Origin of the sequence: Shewanella sp. MMG014, from assembly GCF_018100775.1 — a bacterium.
GTDB classification, from domain to species: Bacteria; Pseudomonadota; Gammaproteobacteria; order Enterobacterales; family Shewanellaceae; genus Shewanella; species Shewanella japonica.
The window spans coordinates 114374-136222 of sequence record NZ_JAGJDZ010000001.1; the positions used below are offsets into that span (position 1 = coordinate 114374).

18 protein-coding genes and 3 tRNA genes are annotated in these 21849 nt (G+C 40.0%); 7 read left to right on the forward strand and 14 right to left on the reverse strand.

All coding sequences use genetic code 11. The features are described 5' to 3' along the window. The first annotated feature begins 123 nt into the window (after positions 1 to 123). Both J8L86_RS00460 and J8L86_RS00465 read left to right on the forward strand, forming a co-directional pair. Positions 124 to 999, forward strand: a complete 876-nt coding sequence (locus tag J8L86_RS00460; protein ID WP_055023872.1) for a LysR family transcriptional regulator — start codon at positions 124 to 126, stop codon at positions 997 to 999. 30 nt (positions 1000 to 1029) lie between these two features. Then, positions 1030 to 2262: a DUF819 family protein gene (locus J8L86_RS00465; protein WP_211028212.1), complete on the forward strand. Its 1233-nt coding sequence runs from the start codon at positions 1030 to 1032 to the stop codon at positions 2260 to 2262. 17 nt (positions 2263 to 2279) lie between these two features. Here the strand turns inward: J8L86_RS00465 and J8L86_RS00470 are convergent, their stop codons facing one another. From J8L86_RS00470 to J8L86_RS00520, 11 genes are all read right to left on the reverse strand, one after another. Then, positions 2280 to 3158 (reverse strand): GyrI-like domain-containing protein, encoded by an 879-nt coding sequence (locus tag J8L86_RS00470; RefSeq protein WP_211028221.1) that lies wholly within the window; start codon positions 3156 to 3158, stop codon positions 2280 to 2282. Positions 3159 to 3221: 63 nt separating this feature from the next. Next, a complete protein-coding gene (locus J8L86_RS00475) occupies positions 3222 to 3812 on the reverse strand; it encodes an HAD-IB family phosphatase (RefSeq protein WP_065108378.1) in 591 nt (196 codons plus the stop codon). Positions 3813 to 3921: 109 nt separating this feature from the next. Beyond that, the gene (locus tag J8L86_RS00480) at positions 3922 to 5793 is read right to left on the reverse strand and encodes a SurA N-terminal domain-containing protein (RefSeq protein ID WP_211028223.1); all 1872 of its coding nucleotides are present in this window, start codon (positions 5791 to 5793) and stop codon (positions 3922 to 3924) included. 223 nt (positions 5794 to 6016) lie between these two features. Beyond that, positions 6017 to 6289 (reverse strand): HU family DNA-binding protein, encoded by a 273-nt coding sequence (locus tag J8L86_RS00485; protein ID WP_055023877.1) that lies wholly within the window; start codon positions 6287 to 6289, stop codon positions 6017 to 6019. Positions 6290 to 6555: 266 nt separating this feature from the next. Next, the gene (lon, locus tag J8L86_RS00490; protein ID WP_055023878.1) at positions 6556 to 8907 is read right to left on the reverse strand and encodes an endopeptidase La; all 2352 of its coding nucleotides are present in this window, start codon (positions 8905 to 8907) and stop codon (positions 6556 to 6558) included. Positions 8908 to 9037: 130 nt separating this feature from the next. Continuing rightward, on the reverse strand, positions 9038 to 10318 hold the full coding sequence (gene clpX / locus J8L86_RS00495) for an ATP-dependent protease ATP-binding subunit ClpX (RefSeq protein WP_055023879.1): 1281 nt from the start codon (positions 10316 to 10318) through the stop codon (positions 9038 to 9040). A gap of 130 nt (positions 10319 to 10448) precedes the next feature. Continuing rightward, positions 10449 to 11060 (reverse strand): ATP-dependent Clp endopeptidase proteolytic subunit ClpP, encoded by a 612-nt coding sequence (clpP, locus tag J8L86_RS00500; RefSeq protein WP_055023880.1) that lies wholly within the window; start codon positions 11058 to 11060, stop codon positions 10449 to 10451. Between the two features lie 90 nt (positions 11061 to 11150). Beyond that, complete coding sequence (gene tig, locus J8L86_RS00505; protein WP_055023881.1) at positions 11151 to 12455, reverse strand: trigger factor; 1305 nt, start codon at positions 12453 to 12455, stop codon at positions 11151 to 11153. 283 nt (positions 12456 to 12738) lie between these two features. Then, a tRNA-His gene (locus tag J8L86_RS00510) sits at positions 12739 to 12814 on the reverse strand. A 7-nt stretch (positions 12815 to 12821) separates the two neighbouring features. After that, positions 12822 to 12898, reverse strand: a tRNA-Arg gene (locus J8L86_RS00515). A gap of 111 nt (positions 12899 to 13009) precedes the next feature. Next, positions 13010 to 13086 (reverse strand) — tRNA-Pro (locus J8L86_RS00520). Between the two features lie 255 nt (positions 13087 to 13341). Between J8L86_RS00520 and folD the strand changes: the two genes are divergently transcribed. Further along, entirely contained in the window at positions 13342 to 14196 is an 855-nt protein-coding gene (gene folD / locus J8L86_RS00525) for a bifunctional methylenetetrahydrofolate dehydrogenase/methenyltetrahydrofolate cyclohydrolase FolD (protein ID WP_055023882.1), read from the forward strand. A gap of 115 nt (positions 14197 to 14311) precedes the next feature. Here the strand turns inward: folD and cysS are convergent, their stop codons facing one another. After that, positions 14312 to 15694 carry a cysteine--tRNA ligase gene (gene cysS / locus J8L86_RS00530; protein ID WP_065108381.1) on the reverse strand — a complete coding sequence of 461 codons (1383 nt, stop codon included), beginning with the start codon at positions 15692 to 15694 and terminating at the stop codon, positions 14312 to 14314. A 142-nt stretch (positions 15695 to 15836) separates the two neighbouring features. Here cysS and J8L86_RS00535 point away from each other — a divergent pair, with 142 nt between their 5' ends. Together J8L86_RS00535 and J8L86_RS00540 are read left to right on the forward strand one after the other, a co-directional pair. Continuing rightward, positions 15837 to 16331 (forward strand): peptidylprolyl isomerase, encoded by a 495-nt coding sequence (locus tag J8L86_RS00535; RefSeq protein ID WP_055023884.1) that lies wholly within the window; start codon positions 15837 to 15839, stop codon positions 16329 to 16331. Between the two features lie 6 nt (positions 16332 to 16337). Beyond that, positions 16338 to 17060 (forward strand): UDP-2,3-diacylglucosamine diphosphatase, encoded by a 723-nt coding sequence (locus J8L86_RS00540; protein WP_211028225.1) that lies wholly within the window; start codon positions 16338 to 16340, stop codon positions 17058 to 17060. A 50-nt stretch (positions 17061 to 17110) separates the two neighbouring features. On the opposite strand, the gene miaE is transcribed toward J8L86_RS00540, so the two are convergent. Further along, on the reverse strand, positions 17111 to 17878 hold the full coding sequence (miaE, locus tag J8L86_RS00545; RefSeq protein WP_211028226.1) for a tRNA isopentenyl-2-thiomethyl-A-37 hydroxylase MiaE: 768 nt from the start codon (positions 17876 to 17878) through the stop codon (positions 17111 to 17113). A gap of 336 nt (positions 17879 to 18214) precedes the next feature. Between miaE and J8L86_RS00550 the strand changes: the two genes are divergently transcribed. Together J8L86_RS00550 and J8L86_RS00555 are read left to right on the forward strand one after the other, a co-directional pair. Beyond that, positions 18215 to 18811: a Yip1 family protein gene (locus J8L86_RS00550; protein ID WP_055023887.1), complete on the forward strand. Its 597-nt coding sequence runs from the start codon at positions 18215 to 18217 to the stop codon at positions 18809 to 18811. A 160-nt stretch (positions 18812 to 18971) separates the two neighbouring features. Next, positions 18972 to 19985, forward strand: coding sequence for a glucosaminidase domain-containing protein (locus tag J8L86_RS00555; protein ID WP_211028227.1), 1014 nt, complete (start codon positions 18972 to 18974; stop codon positions 19983 to 19985). Positions 19986 to 20073: 88 nt separating this feature from the next. Here J8L86_RS00555 and glnS read toward each other — a convergent pair whose 3' ends face one another. Then, complete coding sequence (gene glnS / locus J8L86_RS00560) at positions 20074 to 21744, reverse strand: glutamine--tRNA ligase (protein WP_211028228.1); 1671 nt, start codon at positions 21742 to 21744, stop codon at positions 20074 to 20076. Between the last annotated feature and the right edge of the window lie 105 nt (positions 21745 to 21849).

Below are 21849 nucleotides of genomic sequence, written 5' to 3' on the forward strand. Positions count from 1 at the left end.
TTAAAAGTTTTTACGAAAACTTGAGCGAGGTTACAAAAAAGACATGCTAATGTCTGATTTTAGGATGGTTTTTAAATACTCAGTTATAATCACTTATATTATTTTAAAGACGGTGCATAATTGATGAAAATCACCCTCAAACAATTAACCATTTTTAAAGCTATTCATAGTAATGGACAGATCTCAAAAGCAGCACAAATGCTACATATGTCTGTCCCTGCGGTGAGCATGGCGTTAAAAGAGCTTGAAAGCTCTCTTGGGACTCGATTATTTGAGCGTAGCAGTAACGGACTGACTATTAATGATAATGGTGAGGTCATTTTGCCCTATGCCAATGAGATGCTGTCTAAAGGGACGCAGTTAGAACAAATGTTTGCAGAACGTAATGCAGTCGGTGGCACAATTAAAGTCGGCAGTAGTAAAACCGCCGGTAACTATATTTTATCTCGTAAAATTCCGCAGTTTAAAAAGCTACATCCTTTGGTTGATATAAAACTGGTTATTAATAACAGTTTAACGATTGAAAAAATGGTCTCAGAAAAAGAGCTAGATTTAGGATTTGTAGATGCCAAACCTGGCCTTAATAACCTTCAGTATGAGCAATGGATTAAAGATAAAATTTGCCTAGTAACAAGTTGTGATAATCCTATTATTAATGAAAATATCACGGCAGAGTTGCTATCAGAACAATTATGGATTCTGGATGAAACCATGTCAGTATCGAGATTACGTAATACACAACTACTAAAAAGCGCTAGAATCAACATTCAGCACGAATTATCAATGAATACGATGGGAGCGATAAAACGCGCGATAGGTACAGGTATTGGCGTCAGCGTCTTGCCATATCTGGCTGTTAAAGAAGAAATAAAGCGTGGTGAAATTGTTGAATTACAATTAGCGAATTGGGATTTTCAACGTAAGTATTGGTCAACATACCGCAACGAAGAGCCCCTTACTGCTTTATTGGAAGAGTTTATTAGATTCTGTAACCAATAAGCCTCATTTTTAAAGGTTGCCTGCACGATAATGATCACTCAAGACCCCGTTATTTTTGGCTTATTGGCAACCATTATTGGCTTGGTATTTTTTACCAGTACTTCATCACATCCTATATGGCGTCAAGTATATCGATTTATCCCTGTGATGGTGATGTGCTATGTCCTCCCTTCACTACTTAATACCCTCAATATTGTTGATGCTAGCCACAGTCAACTCAACTCCATTTCATCTAATTATCTTATGCCAGCTTGTTTATCCTTGTTGATAATCAGTGTCGACATTAAAGCAATTTTATTGCTTGGGCCTAAGATTGTTATCTTGTTTTTATTAGGCAGCTTTGGCGTCATTATTGGCGGTCCATTAACCTTATTGTTGTTTTCTTATATCGCCCCTGAGAGTATTAATTGGGTTGGTGCAGATGCGGCTTGGCGTGGTATGGCAACACTTGCTGGAAACTGGGTAGGCGGAACAGCTAATCAACTGGCGATGAAAGAAGTGTACGAAGTCGATGATAATCTATTCGCCATTATGATTTCTGTCAATGTGGTTTACTCAGCAATATGGATGTCATTTTTATTAATTTGTGCCAATCACGCTAAAGCCATTGATAAAACGATAGGCGCTGATGCCAGTCAATTTAATCAACTAGTCAATGTCACTGAAAACGCTTCAAAGACTAAACTGCAACTCCCAAGTTTACATAGCTATATGCAAATTTTTTGTGTTGCTTTTGGTGTAACTGGACTCGCACATTTTGGGGCAGATATACTCGCCCCATTTTTCGCTGAACATTATCCTGCAACTGAAAAATACAGTTTTACCTCTAGCTTTTTTTGGGTTGTTATTTTAGTGACCACTGTGAGCGTCATATTATCTCATACTCGAATCCGTCATCTAGAAGATCTAGGCGCCTCTAAAATATCCACTGTGATGCTTTACTTTCTGATAGCCAATATGGGACTACAAATGGATTTAACCATGATTGATGACTTCCCAATCTATTTTGCTATCGGGTTCATATGGTTAACCATCCATGCACTGGTGGTCATTATTGCGGGGGTATTGATGAAAGCTCCGGTTGCTTATATGGCGATGGCAAGCCAATGCTGTATCGGTGGAGCAGCCTCTTCACCTGTGGTTGCAATGGCATTTCATCGTTCGCTAGCACCCGTTGCCATCATGTTTTCAGTATTTGGCTATGCTTGGGCAACATACATGGCGTGGATTTGTGCCGAAATGATGAGAATCACGGCACATTAAATTCATCTGAATAGCAGTTAATCAAGACCTAAATAAACTCGTGTGGCCTGTTTTGAAGGCTCTGTGATATTAAGTTGTTCAAATATCAACGGCACATTTTTTAATCGTTGATTTGTTGAACTCAACCATGTTCCATAAAGATACTTTAATTTACGCTCTAGCTCTTTATCAGACCCGACATGCATAAAAGAAGCATACTTTCCTTCAGGTATGCAAGAGTAATAAAAATACTCAGAGTCATTGATAGCAGGCTCTATGCGTTGCTTCTCTAGTGTGTTGATACTCACTGCAATATCAATATGCAATTGCTCTGTTAATTTCGGTTTGCTTTGATATACAAAATTGAATGTTCTACTGCTTGTAGGAGACAGTTTATTGGCTTGACGAAATGCTCTCATCGCCTGAATAGTTTGCGGTAAATACTGTGCTTCAGCCTGATGGCTAATCATTGCGAGATCAATCTTATCAAGTTTACAGTTGTCGATATTCACATCAGCAGCAGTTAAATCATTATGCCCTTCAGATAAGGTTTTTAGCGGTTGCTGCTTTTGAAAAAATTGCCCCCAATCAGGCTGACGTTGAAAAGCTTGCGGTGATTGACCAATGGCTTGTGTAAAGTCTGTAATAAAGGCTGTTTCACTTTGATAGCCCACAGACACAGCGACCTCTTTAATTGAAATTGATTTATCAAAGCCTAATTGTTGTCCTGCCTCTAGGTTTCTAAGTAAAGCAATATAATCTGTTACTGATGTATGAAACAAACTTAAAAAAATAAAATTAAAATGGTATTCAGGTACTTTGGCAATATCAGACAATACAGATAATGAAAGCGGCTTTGATAGGTTTTCATCAATGTGAGTTAACACCGCTTCAAACCTTTGGTTAATTGATTCCATTAACTTAAATTGACCTCTTTAGGTTATGTTTTCCATCACTGAATTACAGTATTACAAAATTATTTATTGGATCTGTTGCCAATTCAAAAAGCCAACGTCTGCCAATGCAAGTAATTGTTTATCTTCGTCTGTGTCACCATAGGCATAAACAGTATCGAAGGAGTCTAAATTAAATTCAGCACTGACACGCCTTGCTTTTTCAGCGCCTGAACAGTCTCCGTTTTTGTACGTACCCGTCAAACGTTGGCCTTTGGTGTTCAGGGTTGCACAAATCAATTGAAATTGATGTTTATCGCACCAAGGGGTTAAATATGTATCCAGTGAAGCTGAAACAATAACGATGATATCACCTTGAGCCCTATGCCACTGGAGACGCTTATTAGCTTGTGTCATAACAAGTTGATCAAGAGTTTGTGCATAGTCCTTTCCCTGCGTGTAAACCGCTTTTTTATTGCGCCCACAAAAAGCAAAAAAACTGACAATAGAACGCGTTGTTGAGCCACCGATTAATTTACATTTATACAATACAATCACTGGCAACAGTAGTATTGTGCATACTATGCGACGCCATTTAGGCACACTAAAATGGATAAAAGGCGTATAGGTATCTTTTTCGGTGATCGTGCCATCAAAATCAAATAGCGCAATGTTCATGAGCATCCTTCTCATCTAACTTTACAAAAAAATATCTGTTGCGGTCATTAAACGAAAACCAATAAAAAAGCCAAGGATAACCTTGGCTATTTGATATTAAGTTCCCTAGCTATTCAGCAACTGGGTACTCAATTTTTGCTTTTGATTTAAGCGCGGCAATGACAGAGCGGTAATCCGCTTCACTGTATTGCGGAGCTAAACGTTGCTTAATTGAATCAATAACATTGCTATCAATCCCCTCAGCTTCGTTCACTTTATCCACTGCAATGACCGCAAAGCCATTTGCTAACGCTGCGGTATCAAACGATACACCGCTTGCTTCAGGAGCAGGCATTTGGAACGCTTTAGTCGTAATCGCTTGATCTATATCTTGATTGAATCTAGCTAATTGCGCTTTAGTTGCAACAGTCAAATCAGTGATTTCTTCACCCGCTTTAAGTTTAGCAAGATACTCATTGGCTTTTTCACTCGCCTGAAGGTTCGCTTTATCTTGAACCAAGCGCGCTTCGATACCAGCTTTAACATCAGCTAGTGGTAAAGTACCCGCATCTTGATGCTTTAATAAACGAATAACAACCACATGATTAGGAGCAAGTTCAATCACTTCACTGTTCATGCCACTGGTAATCACTTCGTCAGAAAATGCAGTGCGAACTAAATCAGGGCTACTTAGGTTAGCCGGAGCATTGTCACGAGAGAACAAGCCTGTAGACTGAACTGTCGTACCGAGTGCTTTAGCTGTTTCATCTAACGTATCTGGCACTTCGTAGCTAGTATCAGCAAGAATGCTTTGTAAGCTATAGAACTCATCAACTGCTTTTTTGTTTTGTAAATCAGTAACAATCTTATCTTGAACTTCTTCAAACGGTGCAGCTGCGCCAGATTGAATATCAAGTAATTTAACGATGTGGTAGCCGAATTCACTCTTAACAATTTGTGAGTATTCACCTTGGTTAAGTGCAAACAGCGCTTCATCGAATGCTGGATCCATCACGCCTTGCTCGAACCAATCAAGTTGGCCGCCTTGCTCCGCACTAAACTGATCATCTGAATCAGTTTTAGCAACTTCTGCAAAGTCTTCACCAGCTTGTAATTTAGCTAAGCTTGCTTCAGCCTTTGCTTCATCAGCACTATCGTCGCCAGAAGCGAATAAGATATGGGCAGCTAAACGTTTTTCAGCTGTTTGATACTGTTGTTTGTTTTCTTCGTAGTATGTACGTGCTTCATCGACAGACGTATCCATCCCTTTAGCAAGTTCAGCAGCGTTTAACTCAACGTATTCTAAGCTGACTTTTTCTTGATCCATAAATTGCATCAAGTTGCTATCATAGTAAGTTTTGATCTCTTCATCCGTCACACTTGCCGTAACTAAGTAAGGAGAAGAATCAACGACTAAATAACGAATATCACGAGTTTGACCTTGAATTTCAGCAAGTTGCTTAGCTTCACCATCCAACACGAATTCACTGCCCACTAACGAAGTTAATAACTGACGACGAGTCATATCGGTACGCATCATGTCACGGAAGCTATTAGTTTGATAACCAAGCTGACGTAATACTGCTAAGTAGCGCTCGTTATCAAACACACCATCGGTTTGGAATGCTGGTTCGTTAACAATCGCTTGTTTAATTTGTTCATCAGAAACACGAAGACCTAAATCTTCAGCTGCTTGAGTCATTAACTTATCAGCGATCAAGCGGTCTAATACGTTCTGCTTGATACCGTTCATGTACGTATCATCAGCAGATAATGCATCAAACATTTCGCCAAGCTGTTGCTCTAAACGGCCACGTTCATTTTGATAAGCTTGTTCTAGTTCATTTGCGGTAATATCGTCGCCATTAACAACGGCAGCAGCTACATCAGTTGATGTGCCTAGGTAACTACTTACACCAGCAAATGCGAACGAAAGGATCACTAACACTAAAATACTTTTAGCGACAACGCCTTGTGAGCCTTCACGAATTTTTTCTAACATCTGAATTCTCGCTTGTTGCGATTAAAAAAATAAAAAGGCGCACCACTTGGGGATGCGCCTTCTTGTAATTTATATGGAGTTATCAGACGCTACCTCGGGTATGACCCAATTCCTCCGATTATTAAAATTAACATTGTTATTCTTAATAATCTTTTCGTAAAAAGCACTGCCAAAACAGTGCTTTTTAACTATGCCTTACAAAAGGCAACGATATTAACTATTCTTAGTTAACAGCGTCTTTTAGAGCTTTACCCGCTTTGAAAGCTGGGATGTTAGCCGCAGCAATCTTAATTTCTGCACCAGTTTGTGGGTTACGGCCAGTACGCTCAGCACGCTGACGTACTTCAAAAGTACCAAAACCAACTAGAGAAATTTTATCGCCTTCTTTAAGTGCTTCAGTAACAGCACCAATGAAAGAATCTAATGCACGGCCTGCGCCAGCTTTAGAAATGTCAGCACCAGAAGCGATTTTCTCGATTAGTTCAGATTTGTTCATGTCATCCCCTTGAATGTTTATTTTCGCGCCGCAACCAAATCCGTCTTTAGAGCGGTCTGCGGAGGCTTTTTTGTTATAAGTTTGATACCACACCAAACTTAGTTGGAAAACCAAAAAAAATGTACTTGGATACAGCTCAAAGTCAGTTGCGCCAAGGGTTTGGTGCTAACTGACTCTCCACTTATCTAGGCTACCACAGCTTTACAGATTGTTAAGCCCCTTTTTTCATTTTTTTTAGGTTCAAAGCAACTTTTTTTGCTAATTAGCTACTTTTTAACCACTTCAAAGCCTTTTACTGGCTTTTCTAAGGCCAATTCAAGTACTTCATCGACCCATCTGACTGGGTGAATCTTAAGATCGGCAATGACATTGGCTGGAATTTCTTCCAAATCACGCTCATTTTCTTTAGGAATAAGTACAACTTTTATGCCGCCACGATGTGCTGCAAGTAACTTTTCCTTCAAACCGCCGATAGGTAGAACTTCCCCTCTTAGGGTAATTTCACCTGTCATGGCCACATCACTCTTAACCGGATTCCCCGTTAAGCTTGATACCAACGCAGTACACATTGCAGCACCTGCAGATGGTCCATCTTTAGGCGTTGCCCCTTCAGGAACATGCACGTGAATATCACGTTTTTCGTAAAAATCACTGTTAATGCCTAATTGTTCAGCGCGAGCACGAACAACTGTCATCGCAGCTTGAATAGACTCCTGCATGACATCACCAAGTGAGCCAGTATAAGCAAGTTTGCCTTTACCTGACACCGACGTCGCTTCAATAGTCAGTAAATCGCCACCAACTTGCGTCCAAGCTAAACCAGTCACTTGACCAATTTGATTATTGGACTCAGCTTTACCGTAATCAAAGCGCTGCACACCGAGGAATGATTTCAAGTTCTCTTGATTCACTTCGACGGTTTTAACTGATTTATCTAAAAGAATCATCTTAACGACTTTACGGCACACTTTTGATAGCTCGCGCTCTAGTGAACGGACACCAGCTTCTCGAGTGTAGTAACGGATCATACCAATAATGGCGCTATCATCGATATTAATTTCTTTTGGTTTTAACCCGTTTCGCTCGATTTGCTTAGTCAATAAATGCTTTTTAGCGATATTCAATTTTTCATCTTCGGTATAACCCGATAAACGAATCACTTCCATACGGTCTAATAATGGCCCTGGAATATCCATTGAATTCGATGTTGCCACAAACATCACGTCAGATAAGTCGTAATCAACTTCTAAGTAATGGTCATTAAACGCTGCGTTTTGCTCAGGGTCTAGTACTTCAAGTAGCGCTGATGATGGGTCACCACGCATATCTGAGCTCATCTTATCGATTTCATCTAATAAGAATAATGGGTTTTTAACACCCACTTTGGCCATTTTTTGGATCACTTTACCTGGCATAGAACCAATATAAGTTCGACGATGACCACGAATTTCAGCTTCATCGCGTACGCCACCTAAGGCAACGCGAACATATTTACGTCCTGTTGCTTTAGCAATTGATTGGCCTAATGACGTTTTACCAACACCTGGAGGCCCTACTAAGCAAAGGATTGGTCCTTTTAATTGTTTAACTCGACTTTGCACAGCAAGGTATTCAAGAATGCGTTCTTTTACTTTCTCTAACCCGTGATGATCGGTATCTAAAATGGCTTCAGCTTTTGACAAGTCACGTTTGATTTTTGAACGCTGACTCCAAGGTACAGACGTCATCCAGTCTACGTAACTTCTTACCACTGTCGCTTCTGCTGACATTGGCGACATCATTTTTAACTTATTAAGCTCAGCTTCCGCTTTTTCTTTTGCTTCAGCCGGCATTTTGGCTTCTTCAATCTTGCGACCTAAAACTTCAAACTCATCTTGACCTTCATCAAGATCGCCAAGTTCTTTTTGAATGGCTTTCATTTGCTCATTCAAGTAATACTCACGTTGGCTTTTTTCCATCTGCTTTTTAACACGGCCACGAATGCGTTTCTCAACTTGAAGTAAGTCGATCTCGCCTTCCATCATTGCCATTAAATATTCAAGACGTTCGCCAACATTGATCATTTCAAGCACTGACTGTTTGTCTTCAAGCTTTAGCGGCATATGAGCTGCCATAGTATCAGCAAGACGGGCAGCTTCTTCAATACCAGTTAAAGATGTCAGTACTTCTGGTGGAATTTTCTTATTTAGCTTGATGTAGCCTTCAAATTGGCTAATAGCACTTCGAACCAGTACTTCTTCTTCTTTATCAGCTAACTCTTCAGACGCTAACATTGTCACGTTTGCGACAAAGAATTCATCTTCTTGTGTGTACTCAGTGACTTTGGCACGCTGACCACCTTCAACTAGCACTTTAACCGTGCCGTCAGGTAATTTTAATAACTGTAAAATAGATGCAACGGTACCAATTTCAAAAATATCGTCTTTTGCTGGCTCGTCTAAATCAGCTTCCCGCTGGGCGACCAGTAATATTTGCTTATCTTGTTCCATCGCTGATTCAAGGCATCGAATAGATTTCTCTCGTCCGACGAATAGCGGAATTACCATATGGGGATAAACCACTACATCTCGAAGTGGCAGCACGGGGAGTTCGATATGCGCTTCACGCTCTTGGGTCATAGTTCGATTCCGTTTGATGAATGGATTATATAATCAGTATATTGGGATGTTTCTAAGAGTTTCAATGGGCAATACGAAAAAAGGAGCCCAATGGACTCCTTATTTTTCAACTATTAGCAAAAGCGACGAATTATTGCTCGCCACCAGCAACTTGGTTGTCAGCATTTTCGTAAATCAAGATGGGGGCAGACTCGCCTTTGACGACAGATTCATCGACAACAGCTTTAATTACGCCCTCAACTGAAGGAATATCATACATAGTATCAAGTAAGATATCTTCAATGATTGAACGAAGGCCACGAGCACCGGTTTTACGCGTCATCGCTTTATGAGCAATGGCTTTTAAAGCATCTTCACGGAACTCAAGTTCAACCTCTTCCATCTCAAACAATGCACCATATTGTTTTGTTAGTGCATTTTTAGGTTGAGAAAGAATCTGTACTAGCGCTGCTTCATCTAATTCAGTTAGCGTAGCAACAACAGGTAAACGGCCAATAAACTCAGGGATTAAGCCAAACTTAATCAAATCCTCAGGCTCAACTTTGCCTAACGTCTGAGAAATAGTGACTTTATCAGCTTCACCCTTAACTTCAGCGCCAAATCCAATACCTGTTCCAGTTAGCCCACGTTGTTCAATAACTTTTTCAAGCCCAGCAAATGCACCACCACAAATGAATAGGATTTTAGACGTATCTACTTGCAAGAACTCCTGCTGTGGATGTTTACGTCCACCTTGTGGAGGCACAGAAGCAACAGTACCTTCAATTAGCTTAAGCAAAGCTTGCTGAACACCTTCACCAGATACATCACGGGTGATTGATGGGTTGTCAGATTTGCGGCTGATTTTATCGATTTCATCGATATAGACGATACCGCGCTCCGCTTTCTCAACGTCATAATCACACTTTTGCAGTAGCTTCTGAATGATGTTTTCAACATCTTCACCTACGTAACCCGCTTCAGTTAGTGTCGTTGCATCAGCCATAGTAAATGGCACATCTAATGAACGAGCTAACGTCTCAGCTAGCAGTGTTTTACCACTACCCGTTGGTCCAATAAGCAAGATATTACTTTTACCTAGTTCAACACCTTCAATCGGCGTGCCATTGCGTAAACGTTTATAATGGTTATAAACAGCAACTGACAGCACCTTTTTAGCTTGGTTCTGACCAATAACGTAATCATCTAAGTGCTCACGCAATTCGTGTGGTGTTGGCAACTTGTCTTGATCACGCTTTGGCGAGATCTCTTTAATTTCTTCACGAATGATGTCATTACATAACTCAACACATTCATCACAAACATATACCGAAGGTCCAGCGATTAGCTTTCTTACTTCATGTTGGCTTTTTCCGCAAAAAGAGCAGTACAGTAGTTTGCCACTGTCACCGGTACTTTTGTTATCGCCCATTACCCTACCTCTGTTGCAGCCTGTTCACTGTCTTTAGATATACTCTCTGTGCATTATTTGTACTACACAGAAACAGTTAAATATTTTTTATACGCTATTCATCACAGAATAGCGTACTCAGGCCTAAAAATCAGCTACGCTTTTCAAAAACTGAATCAACTAAACCATAATCAGCAGCTTCTTGTGCACTCATGAAGTTATCACGGTCTGTATCACGCTCGATAACATCTAATGGTTGCCCAGTGTGTTCAGCTAACATTTCATTTAATTTATTCTTAATGCCTAAGATTTCTTGAGCATGAATTGCAATGTCAGACGCTTGGCCTTGGAAACCACCCAAAGGCTGGTGAATCATGACTCGAGAATTCGGCAAACAATGACGCTTACCTTTTGCGCCACCCGCTAATAAGAATGCGCCCATGCTGCAAGCTTGACCAATACATACAGTGCTTACGTTCGGTTTAATGAACTGCATTGTATCGTAAATTGCCATACCAGCAGTGACAGAACCACCTGGCGAGTTAATGTAGATTGAAATATCTTTATCTGGGCTTTCTGATTCTAGGAACAGTAACTGCGCCACGATCAGGTTAGCCATGTGTTCTTCAACCTGACCAACCAAGAAAATTACTCGCTCTTTTAATAAACGAGAGTAAATATCATATGAACGCTCACCTTTAGCAGTTTGTTCAACAACCATAGGTACAAGAGCATTGAGTACAGATTCTGGCGCTTTATGCATTTTATATTTCCCTAAAATAAAAATGGCTCGTATGAGGAACCTCATACGAGCCATTATAAATGGCGAACCGCCAATCAAGTCAAGCGATGGTTACGCTTTACCTGTTGCCTTGTTCATAAATTCTTCAAATTCGACGTCTTTAGTCGTCACTTTTGCAGATTTTAGTAAAACTTCAACAGCTTGCTCTTCAAGCGCTACGTTGCGCATGTTTTGCATAAGCTCTTTGTTGCCATTGTAGTATTCAACCACTTCACTTGGATCTTCATAAGCTGAAGCCATTGAAGCAATAAGACCTTGAACACGTTCGTCTTCAGCTTGAAGCTCGTTAGTTTTGATAACTTCGCCAAGAAGTAAACCAATTTTAACGCGACGCTCAGCTTGCTCTGTGAATAAATCAGCAGGAAGCTCAGGCATGTTCTCAGTTTGGCCACCAAAGCGTTGCATAGCTTGTTGACGAAGAACGTTAACTTCACCGTCTACTAGTGCTTTAGGGATAGTGATTTCGTTAGCTGATAATAAGCCTTCGATAACTTGCTCTTTCACATTTGCTTTTAGCGCTTGCTCAAGTTCACGAGTCATGTTTTTACGGATTTCAGCTTTAAGTGCGTCTAAACCACCTTCAGCGATACCGAATAAAGAAGCGAATTCATCGTTAACTTCTGGTAATTCTGCAGACTGAACTTCAGTAAGTGTAATAACGAACTTAGCTGCTTTACCTTTTAAGTTTTCAGCATGGTAGTCTTCAGGGAAAGTCACTTCGATTTCGAATTCATCACCTGCTTTATGACCGATAACACCAGTTTCGAAACCAGGGATCATACGGTTGCTACCAAGTTCTAATTCGAAGTCGTCAGCTTTTCCGCCTTCAAACTCTTCACCATCAACAGAACCAACAAAGTTCATTTTAACTTTGTTGCCTTCTTCTGCAGCAGTTTCAACTACAGCAAATGTAGCGTGTTGCTTGCGAAGTGTTTCAATCATAGTGTCAACGTCAGCGTCATTAACTTCAGCTTGTGGTTGTTCAACTTCAATTGCGTCTAGACCTGTTAATGCTACTTCTGGGTAGATTTCAAACGTTGCAACGAACTCAAAGTTTTCGCCTTCAGTTTTACCTGGAGCAAAAACTGGCGCGCCTGCAGGGTTTAACTTTTCAGCCATGATAGCTTCGATAAAGTTGCGTTGCATAACTTCACCAGTGACATCTTGACGAATAGCAGCGCCGTAGCGTTGCTTGATGACAGAAACTGGTACTTTACCTGGACGGAAACCAGAAATCTTTGCACGCTTCGCTTCACGTATTAAATTGTCTTTAACTAATTTCTCAATTTGTTCAGCAGGAACAGAAATTGTTAGGCGACGTTCTAGGCCTTGAGTTGTTTCAACAGAAACTTGCATTGTTTTACCTCGAAATATGTCTGACGTCCTTTGTAATAGTCGAAAGCTCAACTATTAAATATTCGTTTCTTGATTATTAATGTTTACTAATAAAAGCATGATACAGCAGCTTTCAGCGCTATTACCTGTAGTAATTCGTATTAGATATTTATCAAGACGCGACATTATAGCGACCGATTACAATAGAGTCGAGCCTGAAAATGCGGTTATATGGGGATTTTAGACATAAAAAAAGCGACCTAAGGTCGCTTTCTCTACAATCGTGCATTTTTAATGCAGAATTTGGGGTGACTGATGGGGCTCGAACCCACGACAACCGGAATCACAATCCGGGGCTCTACCAACTGAGCTACAATCACCATAATTTGGTACGCCACTCAGGATTCGAACCTGAGACCCACGCCTTAGAAGGGCGTTGCTCTATCCAGCTGAGCTAGTGGCGCTTGGCTTACATACTTATTCTGTATACCTGCTAGATAAATAGTAAACTGATTTGGTTTTCAGTTTAACTTTCCCAGCTTATTCATAAAGCGTTAACTTTACAAATAGAAATTTGGTCGGTGATAGAGGATTCGAACCTCTGACCCTCTGCTCCCAAAGCAGATGCGCTACCGGGCTGCGCTAATCACCGAGAAGTCTTGCCAATCAAGGTTTATGCATTAACTTAATGCCTTAACTGCGAGAACGGAGCGCATATTAACGAGTCACTTTACTATCGTCAACGATTTTTTTTACAAACTTGTTCAGCTGCTGTTTTTACACACAAAAAATTCTGTTTTCAATAAATGACTAAGTCAATAATCATGACAGAACTATGGCTGACTGATAGAATACGCGTCGTTAAAATTCATATATCATCGCGCCATATAAAGGAAACTATACCCCCATGACTGCCCAAAATATTGATGGCAAAGCGATCGCACAATCTATTCGTAGCACGTTAAAAGAAAAAGTGCTGGAACGCAAAACTGCTGGCAAGCGTATTCCTGGCCTCGCGGTTATCCTAGTCGGCGCTGATGCAGCGTCTCAAGTTTATGTAGGTAGTAAACGCCGCGCTTGTGAAGAAGTTGGCTTCGAATCTTACTCATATGACCTTGAAACCAGTACAACTGAAGCTGAGCTATTAGCCTTAATCGATCAATGTAATGAAGATCCTAAAATTGATGGAATTTTGGTACAACTTCCCTTACCCGCTCATATTGAAGATTCAAAAGTGATTGAGCGTATCAGACCTGATAAAGACGTTGATGGATTTCACCCTTATAATGTTGGCCGCTTAGCACAACGTATTCCTGTATTACGTTCATGTACGCCAAAAGGCATCATTACCTTAATAAAATCTACGGGCGTAGATACCTATGGCTTGGATGCAACCATTGTTGGCGCTTCAAACATTGTTGGCCGCCCTATGACACTTGAATTACTCCTAGCGGGTTGCACTACAACAACTTGTCATCGTTTTACAAAAAATCTAGAACAAAAAGTACGTCAAGCTGATTTACTGGTTGTCGCGGTAGGAAAGCCAGGCTTTATTCCAGGAGAATGGATTAAGCCTGGTGCAATTGTTATTGATGTAGGGATTAACCGACTTGAAGATGGTCGTTTAGTTGGTGACGTTGAGTTTGATGTTGCAGCAGAAAAAGCTGCGTTCATTACACCGGTACCTGGCGGTGTTGGCCCAATGACAATCGCAAGTCTACTTGAAAATACGCTTTATGCTGCCGAGCAGTATCACGATTAACTGTAAATGCTTAATAATTAAGCTTGCTTTGTTTTGACCCAAAGCCTACTGATAATAAGCCTATAAACAAAAAAGCCTGCTAAAAATAGCAGGCTTTTTTATCACAAGGACTTAACTACGACTTCTTTCGCCAAGTTGTGCCTTCTTCACCATCTTCAAGTACGACGTTTAATGCATTTAGTCTATCGCGAGCAGCGTCAGCAGCTGGCCAGTCTTTCTCTGCACGGGCACGATTACGCTCAACTATCAGCGCTTCTATCTCTGCCACTTCATCATCGCTACCATCACCTTGGAAGAATGCATCAACATCACGGTTGATAATACCCAATACATCTGTCAGTGACTTAAGGCTCACACCCAATGCACTTGCCTGAGCCATATCCACCAATTTCAAGCGATTAATTTCGCGCACCATATCAAAGATTACAGAGTAAGCTTCTGGTGTATTAAAGTCATCGTCCATTGCGACAGTAAATTTATTAATAAATTCTGTAGCTGGTGCTGCCTCAACCGTAAGGTCAAGCCCTTTAAGTGAAGTATAAATGCGTTCAAGAGCCGATTTGGCTTGTTTTAAATTGTCTTCTGAATAGTTCAATTGACTACGGTAATGGCCTGACAATAAGAAATAACGCACTGTTTCAGGATCATAATGGGCTAATACATCACGAATAGTGAAAAAATTACCTAATGACTTGGACATTTTTTCTTTATCAACCATGACCATTCCAGTATGCATCCAGTAATTCACGTATTGTGAACCGTGGGCACAGCAAGACTGAGCAATCTCATTTTCATGGTGTGGGAACTGCAAGTCACTGCCACCGCCATGGATGTCAAAATGCTCGCCTAAATGCTTACTGTTCATCGCAGAACATTCGATATGCCATCCAGGACGACCTGGTCCCCATGGCGACTCCCAAGTTGGCTCTCCTGGCTTGGACATTTTCCACAATACGAAATCCATAGGATCACGCTTTGTATCTTCAACTTCTACTCGTGCGCCAGCTTGTAATTGCTCAAGATTTTGACCTGATAAACGTCCATACTCAGGAAATGAAGAAACGCTAAATAGTACATCGCCACTTTCAGATACGTAAGCATGATCTTTAGCAATCAGCTTTTGAACCATCTCGATGATTTCTTCGATATGTAACGTTGCTCTTGGCTCAAAATCAGGTCGCATCATGTTCAATGCATCAAAATCATTATGCATTTCACCAATTAATCGCTCAGTTAACGAATCACAACTTTCATTGTTTTCAGCGGCACGCTTAATAATCTTGTCATCAACATCGGTGATATTACGCAGGTAATTCACTTCGTAGCCGCGGTAACGTAAATAACGAACGATCATATCGAAAGAAACAAAAGTACGACCATGGCCAATATGACATAAATCGTAGATGGTGATACCACATACATACATGTCAATTTTTCCAGGGTTAATCGGCTTAAATTCTTGCTTATCACGACTCATACTATTGTAAATTTTCAACATCGATGGTTCTCTTTTACTCGTTTTGATACCAATATAATTGGGATAAAGTCTATCATGAGCAATACTGTTTTGAATACTGCACTTTAAGCCTCACGTTAGATAAGTTAGAATCCCGCAACAATTTTTATCAAGGTATTTTAATATGATCACTTTACACACCAATATGGGCGACATTAAAGTTGCACTAAATACAGAAAAAGCGCCTTTAACTTCTGAAAACTTCATGCAGTACGTTAAAGATGGTTTTTATGATGGGACGATTTTTCACCGTGTAATTGATGGTTTCATGGTTCAAGGTGGTGGATTTACCGAAGACATGGTTCAGAAAACTCCTAAAGCAGCGATTAAGAACGAAGCGAATAACGGTTTATCAAACAAGATTGGTACTCTTGCTATGGCTCGTACTTCAGATCCCCATTCTGCTACAGCGCAATTCTTTATCAACGTCAGTGACAACACTTTCTTAGATTTCAAAGCAGAAACAGGCCAAGGCTGGGGTTACTGTGTGTTTGCTGAAGTTGTTGAAGGTTTAGACATCGTTGAAAAAATTAAAGGTGTCAGCACTGGCAACCGTGGCATGCATCAAGACGTGCCATTAGAAGCCGTGGTAATCAACAGTGTAAGCGTAGCTGAATAAACGCGAGTGCATACTGTATTTATGGGCGATTTGCATTTAAGTGCAGATCGTCCTGATATTTCCAAAGCCTTCATTGAATATCTCAACTCAGACCTTTCTGAGGTTGAAGCTTTATATATTATCGGTGATTTATTTGAAGTATGGACCAGTGATGATATTGCTGAGCCGTATACCGATGAAATAGCAACACATATAAAATCAGTCTCAACCAAACTGCCTGTTTACTTCATCCATGGCAATCGTGATTTTATGATAGGTAATGAATTTGCCAGTCGCTCTGGGATGATTTTATTGCCAGAAATTAACATACTTAATTTATATGGTATTCAAACCGTGGTTCTTCACGGCGATAGTCTATGTACATTAGATAAAGCCTATCAACGTTTTCGACGCTTTCGTAATTCTACTATTGTAAAGTGGATTTATCGTCACCTTCCTAAATCGACTAGACAAAAAATTGCTGCAAACATAAGACAAAAAAGTCAAAACAGTAACCAACAAAAAACCTACGAGATTATGGATGTTGAACCATCAGCGGTTAGTGAATTATTGACTAAAACCAATACAACTCGCATGATCCACGGCCATACTCACAGACCTGCAATTCATGAACTCGACAATCATAAACAGCGTATCGTCGTCGGCGACTGGTACGAACAAGGCAGTATTCTTATCATAAAAAAAGACAGTGCGATGTTACAACAACTGCCTTTTACAACTCAGCGATAGTCAATACAGGCCTTAATTCGGCTCAATTCAAGATATTTAAGATTAATGCGTTAATTCGAGACTAGATTATGTGGTACACCACTATGAAACTTGAAGTCTTCATCATTCGATTGAATAAGCTCTGCTTCAACATTTGCAAAATATGCTACTCGTTCATTGATATCAGTTTTACTTATAGTTTGCGCTAAAGATAAATAGTCCTGATAATGACGGGCTTCTGAACGTAACAAAGAAATATAAAACCTTTCCAAATCTGCATCTAAATAGGGTGCGATTTTAGCGAAACGTTCGCAAGAACGCGCTTCAATAAATGCCCCTATGATTAATTTATCAACGAGCGCATCAGGTTCAAAAGTTTTCACATGCTTCATCATTCCTTTCGCATATCGCCCAGCTTCTAATAATTCATAAGGAATATTTTTCGCATCCATGAGTTCTAACACTTGATAGAAGTGATGTAATTCCTCCTTAATCAGCAGCACCATTTTATCCACTAAATCTTGGCCATAGTCACAATCAGCTCTGACCGTAACTTGCTTTGAAATATTACTTTTACCTTTAAGTGTCTCTAAGGACCCTTGCTTTTTATAAGCAAATTCTTCATAAGGCTTGACCCACGCACTAAGCTGGGTTGCGCTGTCTTTATCTACGGCGTATTTACGAATTAAAAACATAGCACTTTGAGCGGCTTTTAATTCACATAGTAAGTGGTCTCTTAAAAGCAAAGACAAGTTTTCAGGCTTTTTGGCTTCATCTACCCATGACTGTGGTGTCTCACATTTTAAAAACGCCGTAATTGGCTCAAGTAATTGCTGCATGAATGATTTAAGTAGTCGACTGGATTTGCAGCTATTTTACCTGTAATAACAAGATTTCTACAGATAAAAGCGTATTAGAGCTTGACGAATGGATGCTTATGTTCAATAAATAGTCTATACATCTTCGTAACAATAGTTGCTAAAGTTGTATTTCGATTGCCTTTAATGGATAAACTTCTATAGGGATGAAGTTATTATTGGCTTAAATCACTCAAAAAGCAGAGTCATTTAAGCTGGTATGTGTGGGACTGATTAAGGCGATTGATATATGGGGCTATGATCAGTTCGTCTGAAGTTTGGCGAGCTATGTATGAATGCTAAACAAGGATAATAACAATGATATTAAATCACTTAATGGGGCTATACACTCATCCAAAGGAAGAGTGGAAGACAATTGAACGCAATCACGAAGCTGTAAAAAGCAGTCTAAGTCATATTTTACTTATCGCTTTAATTCCTTCTGTATGTAGCTATATTGCTACTGCCTACATTGGCTGGCATCCAGCTAATGGTGAACCTTTATTTTTAACACCGCAAAGCGCAATGTTCATGTCTGTCGGTATGTATTTTGGCTTAATCGGTGGCGTGCTTGCACTTGCCTACCTATCTTATTGGATGGCAAAAACATTCGATGCCACGCCAACCTTTACTCAAGCGTTAGAGCTGGCCGCCTACACTGCAACACCTTTATTTATGGTGGGCATTTCAGTACTTTATCCAGTGCTATGGTTTATTATGCTCGTTGGCCTAGCAGGCTTAGCTTACTCTGTTTATCTGCTATATGCCGGAGTCCCGATCATAATGAATATCCCTGAAGAAAAAGGCTTTATTTACGCAAGCTCAGTAGTGACTGCGGGCTTGGTATTATTAGTTGGTCTAATGGGTAGTAGTGTTATTCTTTGGAGCATGGGTTTTGGCCCAATGATGCAATAGTCACAAATCGACTATAATTAAAGGCGCATCGGCGCCTTTTTTATTGTGTGGATAAAACATTAGTTTATTCGCTTGAGAATGCGTCGCTCTTAATTGCCATGTAATAGACGATCAATTTGTATCTATAGCGGCACAATAAGCCGTATCGTTAAGGGAACACATGACTAAAAATACTTACCAAAAAATTCTGTTTGTCGCACTGTTGTTGTTTGGACTTTTCGCCATTAATTATTGGGTAAAATCATCAACCGATGAAGGAAAGGTTCAGTCTGAAATCAAGCCAACGGTTTCAAATTCTAAACCTGTTGCTGAAACGACATCGGTTCAATCAAAATCGGTGCAATCAAAATCGAATCAAGCAGCCAAAGATATTAGCTTAAATTCATTAGATGAACTGATTAGCCTCTTTGACTCACTTAATTACAATACCGAAAGCTGGAAAGCGGGTGTACGAGAAGTCCCTCGCCTAACCTTTGAGCGAGTCAGTGAGAAGTGGCAGCAAACGTCCAATGAAATTCCAGTGCAGATGAAAAAGATGGTATTTTTTAGATTAATGGCGCCACTGATTTTAATCAGTAATGAGAATATTCTTAACGAACGACAAACTGTCGAACAAGCTTCACTTGATGATAAATCACTCATCGATATCGCAGTTAAATATAAGGTAATCAGTGACAAAGACAGTGCACTAACCGAAGAACAAAGACATAAATTATTAAAGCGCGTCGATATCATGCCGCCATCGCTTGTATTAGCTCAAGCAGCAGAAGAAAGTGGTTGGGCAACATCCCGGTTTACCGTTGAAGGTAATGCCTTTTTCGGACAGTGGGATTTTAGTGGTAACGGAATGATCCCTAAGCAACAACGAAAAGAGTTAGGAAACTATGGTCTAGCAAGGTTTGATACACCGCAAGCTTCTGTAGAAGGATATATGCTAAATATTAACACTAACGCAGCCTATATTAAGCTTAGAGAGCTTAGACGAGATTTAAGAGCCGATGAACAACCTATTACAGGAATACAATTGGCTTCTACGCTAGATAAATATTCAGAGCGCGGGCAAGCTTACATTGACGGCATACAGCAGATGATTCGTTATAATAAATTAGATCAAGTTGATGAAGCCTACTTGAGCAATGACAGGCCATTACACTTGATTTCATCCAATCAATAATACCCTTTGGGTTTAATTAACGAGTAAAAACAAAAAAGCCAAGGTCAACACCTTGGCTTTTAAATATGACAACATGTCATTTTATCATTTATGCAAAAGAATCACGTAAAGGCACTGTTAAATTGAAAACTAAATGCTCAGCTGTTGAATCTTTGTTATCTGCACAGAAGTAACCTTCTCGCTCAAATTGATAAGCCTTCTCAACTTCAGCATTTACAAGACCTGCTTCAACAACACCATTTACGACAACTAAAGATTCAGGGTTAATCACCTCATCTACAGTATCAAATGCTGCAGGCGTTGCTTCAGTAAATAATCTATTGTAAAGACGGAACTCTGCTTCCTTAGCCGTTGAAGCTTCAACCCAATGAATCACGCCTTTTACTTTACGACCATCGCTAGGATTTTTACCTAATGTCTCATTGTCGTAAGTACAGTAAACAGTAGTCACATTACCATCTTCATCTTGATCAAAACGTTCAGCTTTAATCACATAAGCGTTACGTAAACGAACTTCCTTACCTAACACTAAACGCTTGAAATGCTTATTTGCAGACTCACGGAAATCTTCAGCATCAATAAACAACTCTTTACCAAATGCCAAATCACGAGTACCCATCTCAGGCTTATTCGGGTGCATAGGGGCATTGATTGTTTCTGGTGAATCCGAAGGATAATTTTCAATTATCACTTTAATTGGCTTTAATACAGCCATTGCTCGTGGTGCATGCTCATTTAACTCTTCACGAATACAGGCATCAAGCACCCCACCTTCAATCAAGTTTTCTTGTTTTGTTACGCCAATACGCTGACAAAACTCACGAATAGATGCAGGAGTATAGCCACGACGACGAAGTCCAGCAATCGTTGGCATTCTAGGGTCATCCCAACCATTCACTAAGTTTCTTTCAACCAAGTCATTTAATTTACGCTTCGACATCAAGGTATATTCAAGGTTTAGTCTTGAAAATTCATATTGACGCGTGCGGTTTGGTTGATTGAAATCATCTAAATGATCTAATACCCAATCATATAGACGTCGGTTATCTTGAAACTCTAATGTACATAAAGAGTGAGTGATATTTTCGATAGCATCTGAGATACAATGCGTAAAATCGTACATTGGATAAATGCACCATTTGTCAGCAGTTTGATGATGATGTGCAAAACGGATCCGATAGATAACGGGATCACGCATACACATAAATGGTGAAGTCATATCGATTTTAGCACGTAAAGCGCACTCACCTTCTTTGAATTCACCTAAGCGCATTTTTTCAAACAGCGCTAAGTTTTCTTCAACACTGGTATCACGGTAAGGACTATTTTTACCAGGCTCTTTTAACGTACCACGGTACTCACGTGTTTCTTCTGCATTCAAAAAACACACATAGGCAAGCTCTTTATTAATTAACTCCAACGCATATTGATGAAGTTGATCAAAATAGTTAGATGAATAACGAATTTCACCCGCCCAATCGAACCCTAACCAGCGTACGTCATCCTGAATTGAGTGAACGTAGTCGATATCTTCTTTTTCTGGGTTCGTATCATCAAAGCGCAAATTACATTGACCCTGATAATCTTTTGCAATACCAAAATTTAAACAAATAGACTTTGCGTGACCAATATGTAAAAAACCATTTGGCTCCGGCGGGAAACGTGTATGCACGCTATCGTGCTTTCCACTTTTTAAGTCTTCATCAATGATATTACGAATGAAGTTACTTGGACGTACTTCGTTGTCCACTTGACTCATAGAGTTCCTCTTAGTGCACGGTGGTTAAATTTTCAGACCTTCGATGATCCTACAGTTTTACGTGAGTTACAATGCCTGTTTGATAAAAATAATCATCAGAAAACA

Coding starts and splice junctions, on each gene's coding strand:
- J8L86_RS00460 (WP_055023872.1), top strand. CDS start 124: ATGAAAATCACCCTCAAACAATTAACCATTTTTAAAGCTATTCATAGT.
- J8L86_RS00465 (WP_211028212.1), top strand. CDS start 1,030: ATGATCACTCAAGACCCCGTTATTTTTGGCTTATTGGCAACCATTATT.
- J8L86_RS00470 (WP_211028221.1), bottom strand. CDS start 3,158: ATGGAATCAATTAACCAAAGGTTTGAAGCGGTGTTAACTCACATTGAT.
- J8L86_RS00475 (WP_065108378.1), bottom strand. CDS start 3,812: ATGAACATTGCGCTATTTGATTTTGATGGCACGATCACCGAAAAAGAT.
- J8L86_RS00480 (WP_211028223.1), bottom strand. CDS start 5,793: ATGTTAGAAAAAATTCGTGAAGGCTCACAAGGCGTTGTCGCTAAAAGT.
- J8L86_RS00485 (WP_055023877.1), bottom strand. CDS start 6,289: ATGAACAAATCTGAACTAATCGAGAAAATCGCTTCTGGTGCTGACATT.
- lon (WP_055023878.1), bottom strand. CDS start 8,907: ATGACCCAAGAGCGTGAAGCGCATATCGAACTCCCCGTGCTGCCACTT.
- clpX (WP_055023879.1), bottom strand. CDS start 10,318: ATGGGCGATAACAAAAGTACCGGTGACAGTGGCAAACTACTGTACTGC.
- clpP (WP_055023880.1), bottom strand. CDS start 11,060: ATGCATAAAGCGCCAGAATCTGTACTCAATGCTCTTGTACCTATGGTT.
- tig (WP_055023881.1), bottom strand. CDS start 12,455: ATGCAAGTTTCTGTTGAAACAACTCAAGGCCTAGAACGTCGCCTAACA.
- folD (WP_055023882.1), top strand. CDS start 13,342: ATGACTGCCCAAAATATTGATGGCAAAGCGATCGCACAATCTATTCGT.
- cysS (WP_065108381.1), bottom strand. CDS start 15,694: ATGTTGAAAATTTACAATAGTATGAGTCGTGATAAGCAAGAATTTAAG.
- J8L86_RS00535 (WP_055023884.1), top strand. CDS start 15,837: ATGATCACTTTACACACCAATATGGGCGACATTAAAGTTGCACTAAAT.
- miaE (WP_211028226.1), bottom strand. CDS start 17,878: ATGCAGCAATTACTTGAGCCAATTACGGCGTTTTTAAAATGTGAGACA.
- J8L86_RS00550 (WP_055023887.1), top strand. CDS start 18,215: ATGATATTAAATCACTTAATGGGGCTATACACTCATCCAAAGGAAGAG.
- J8L86_RS00555 (WP_211028227.1), top strand. CDS start 18,972: ATGACTAAAAATACTTACCAAAAAATTCTGTTTGTCGCACTGTTGTTG.
- glnS (WP_211028228.1), bottom strand. CDS start 21,744: ATGAGTCAAGTGGACAACGAAGTACGTCCAAGTAACTTCATTCGTAAT.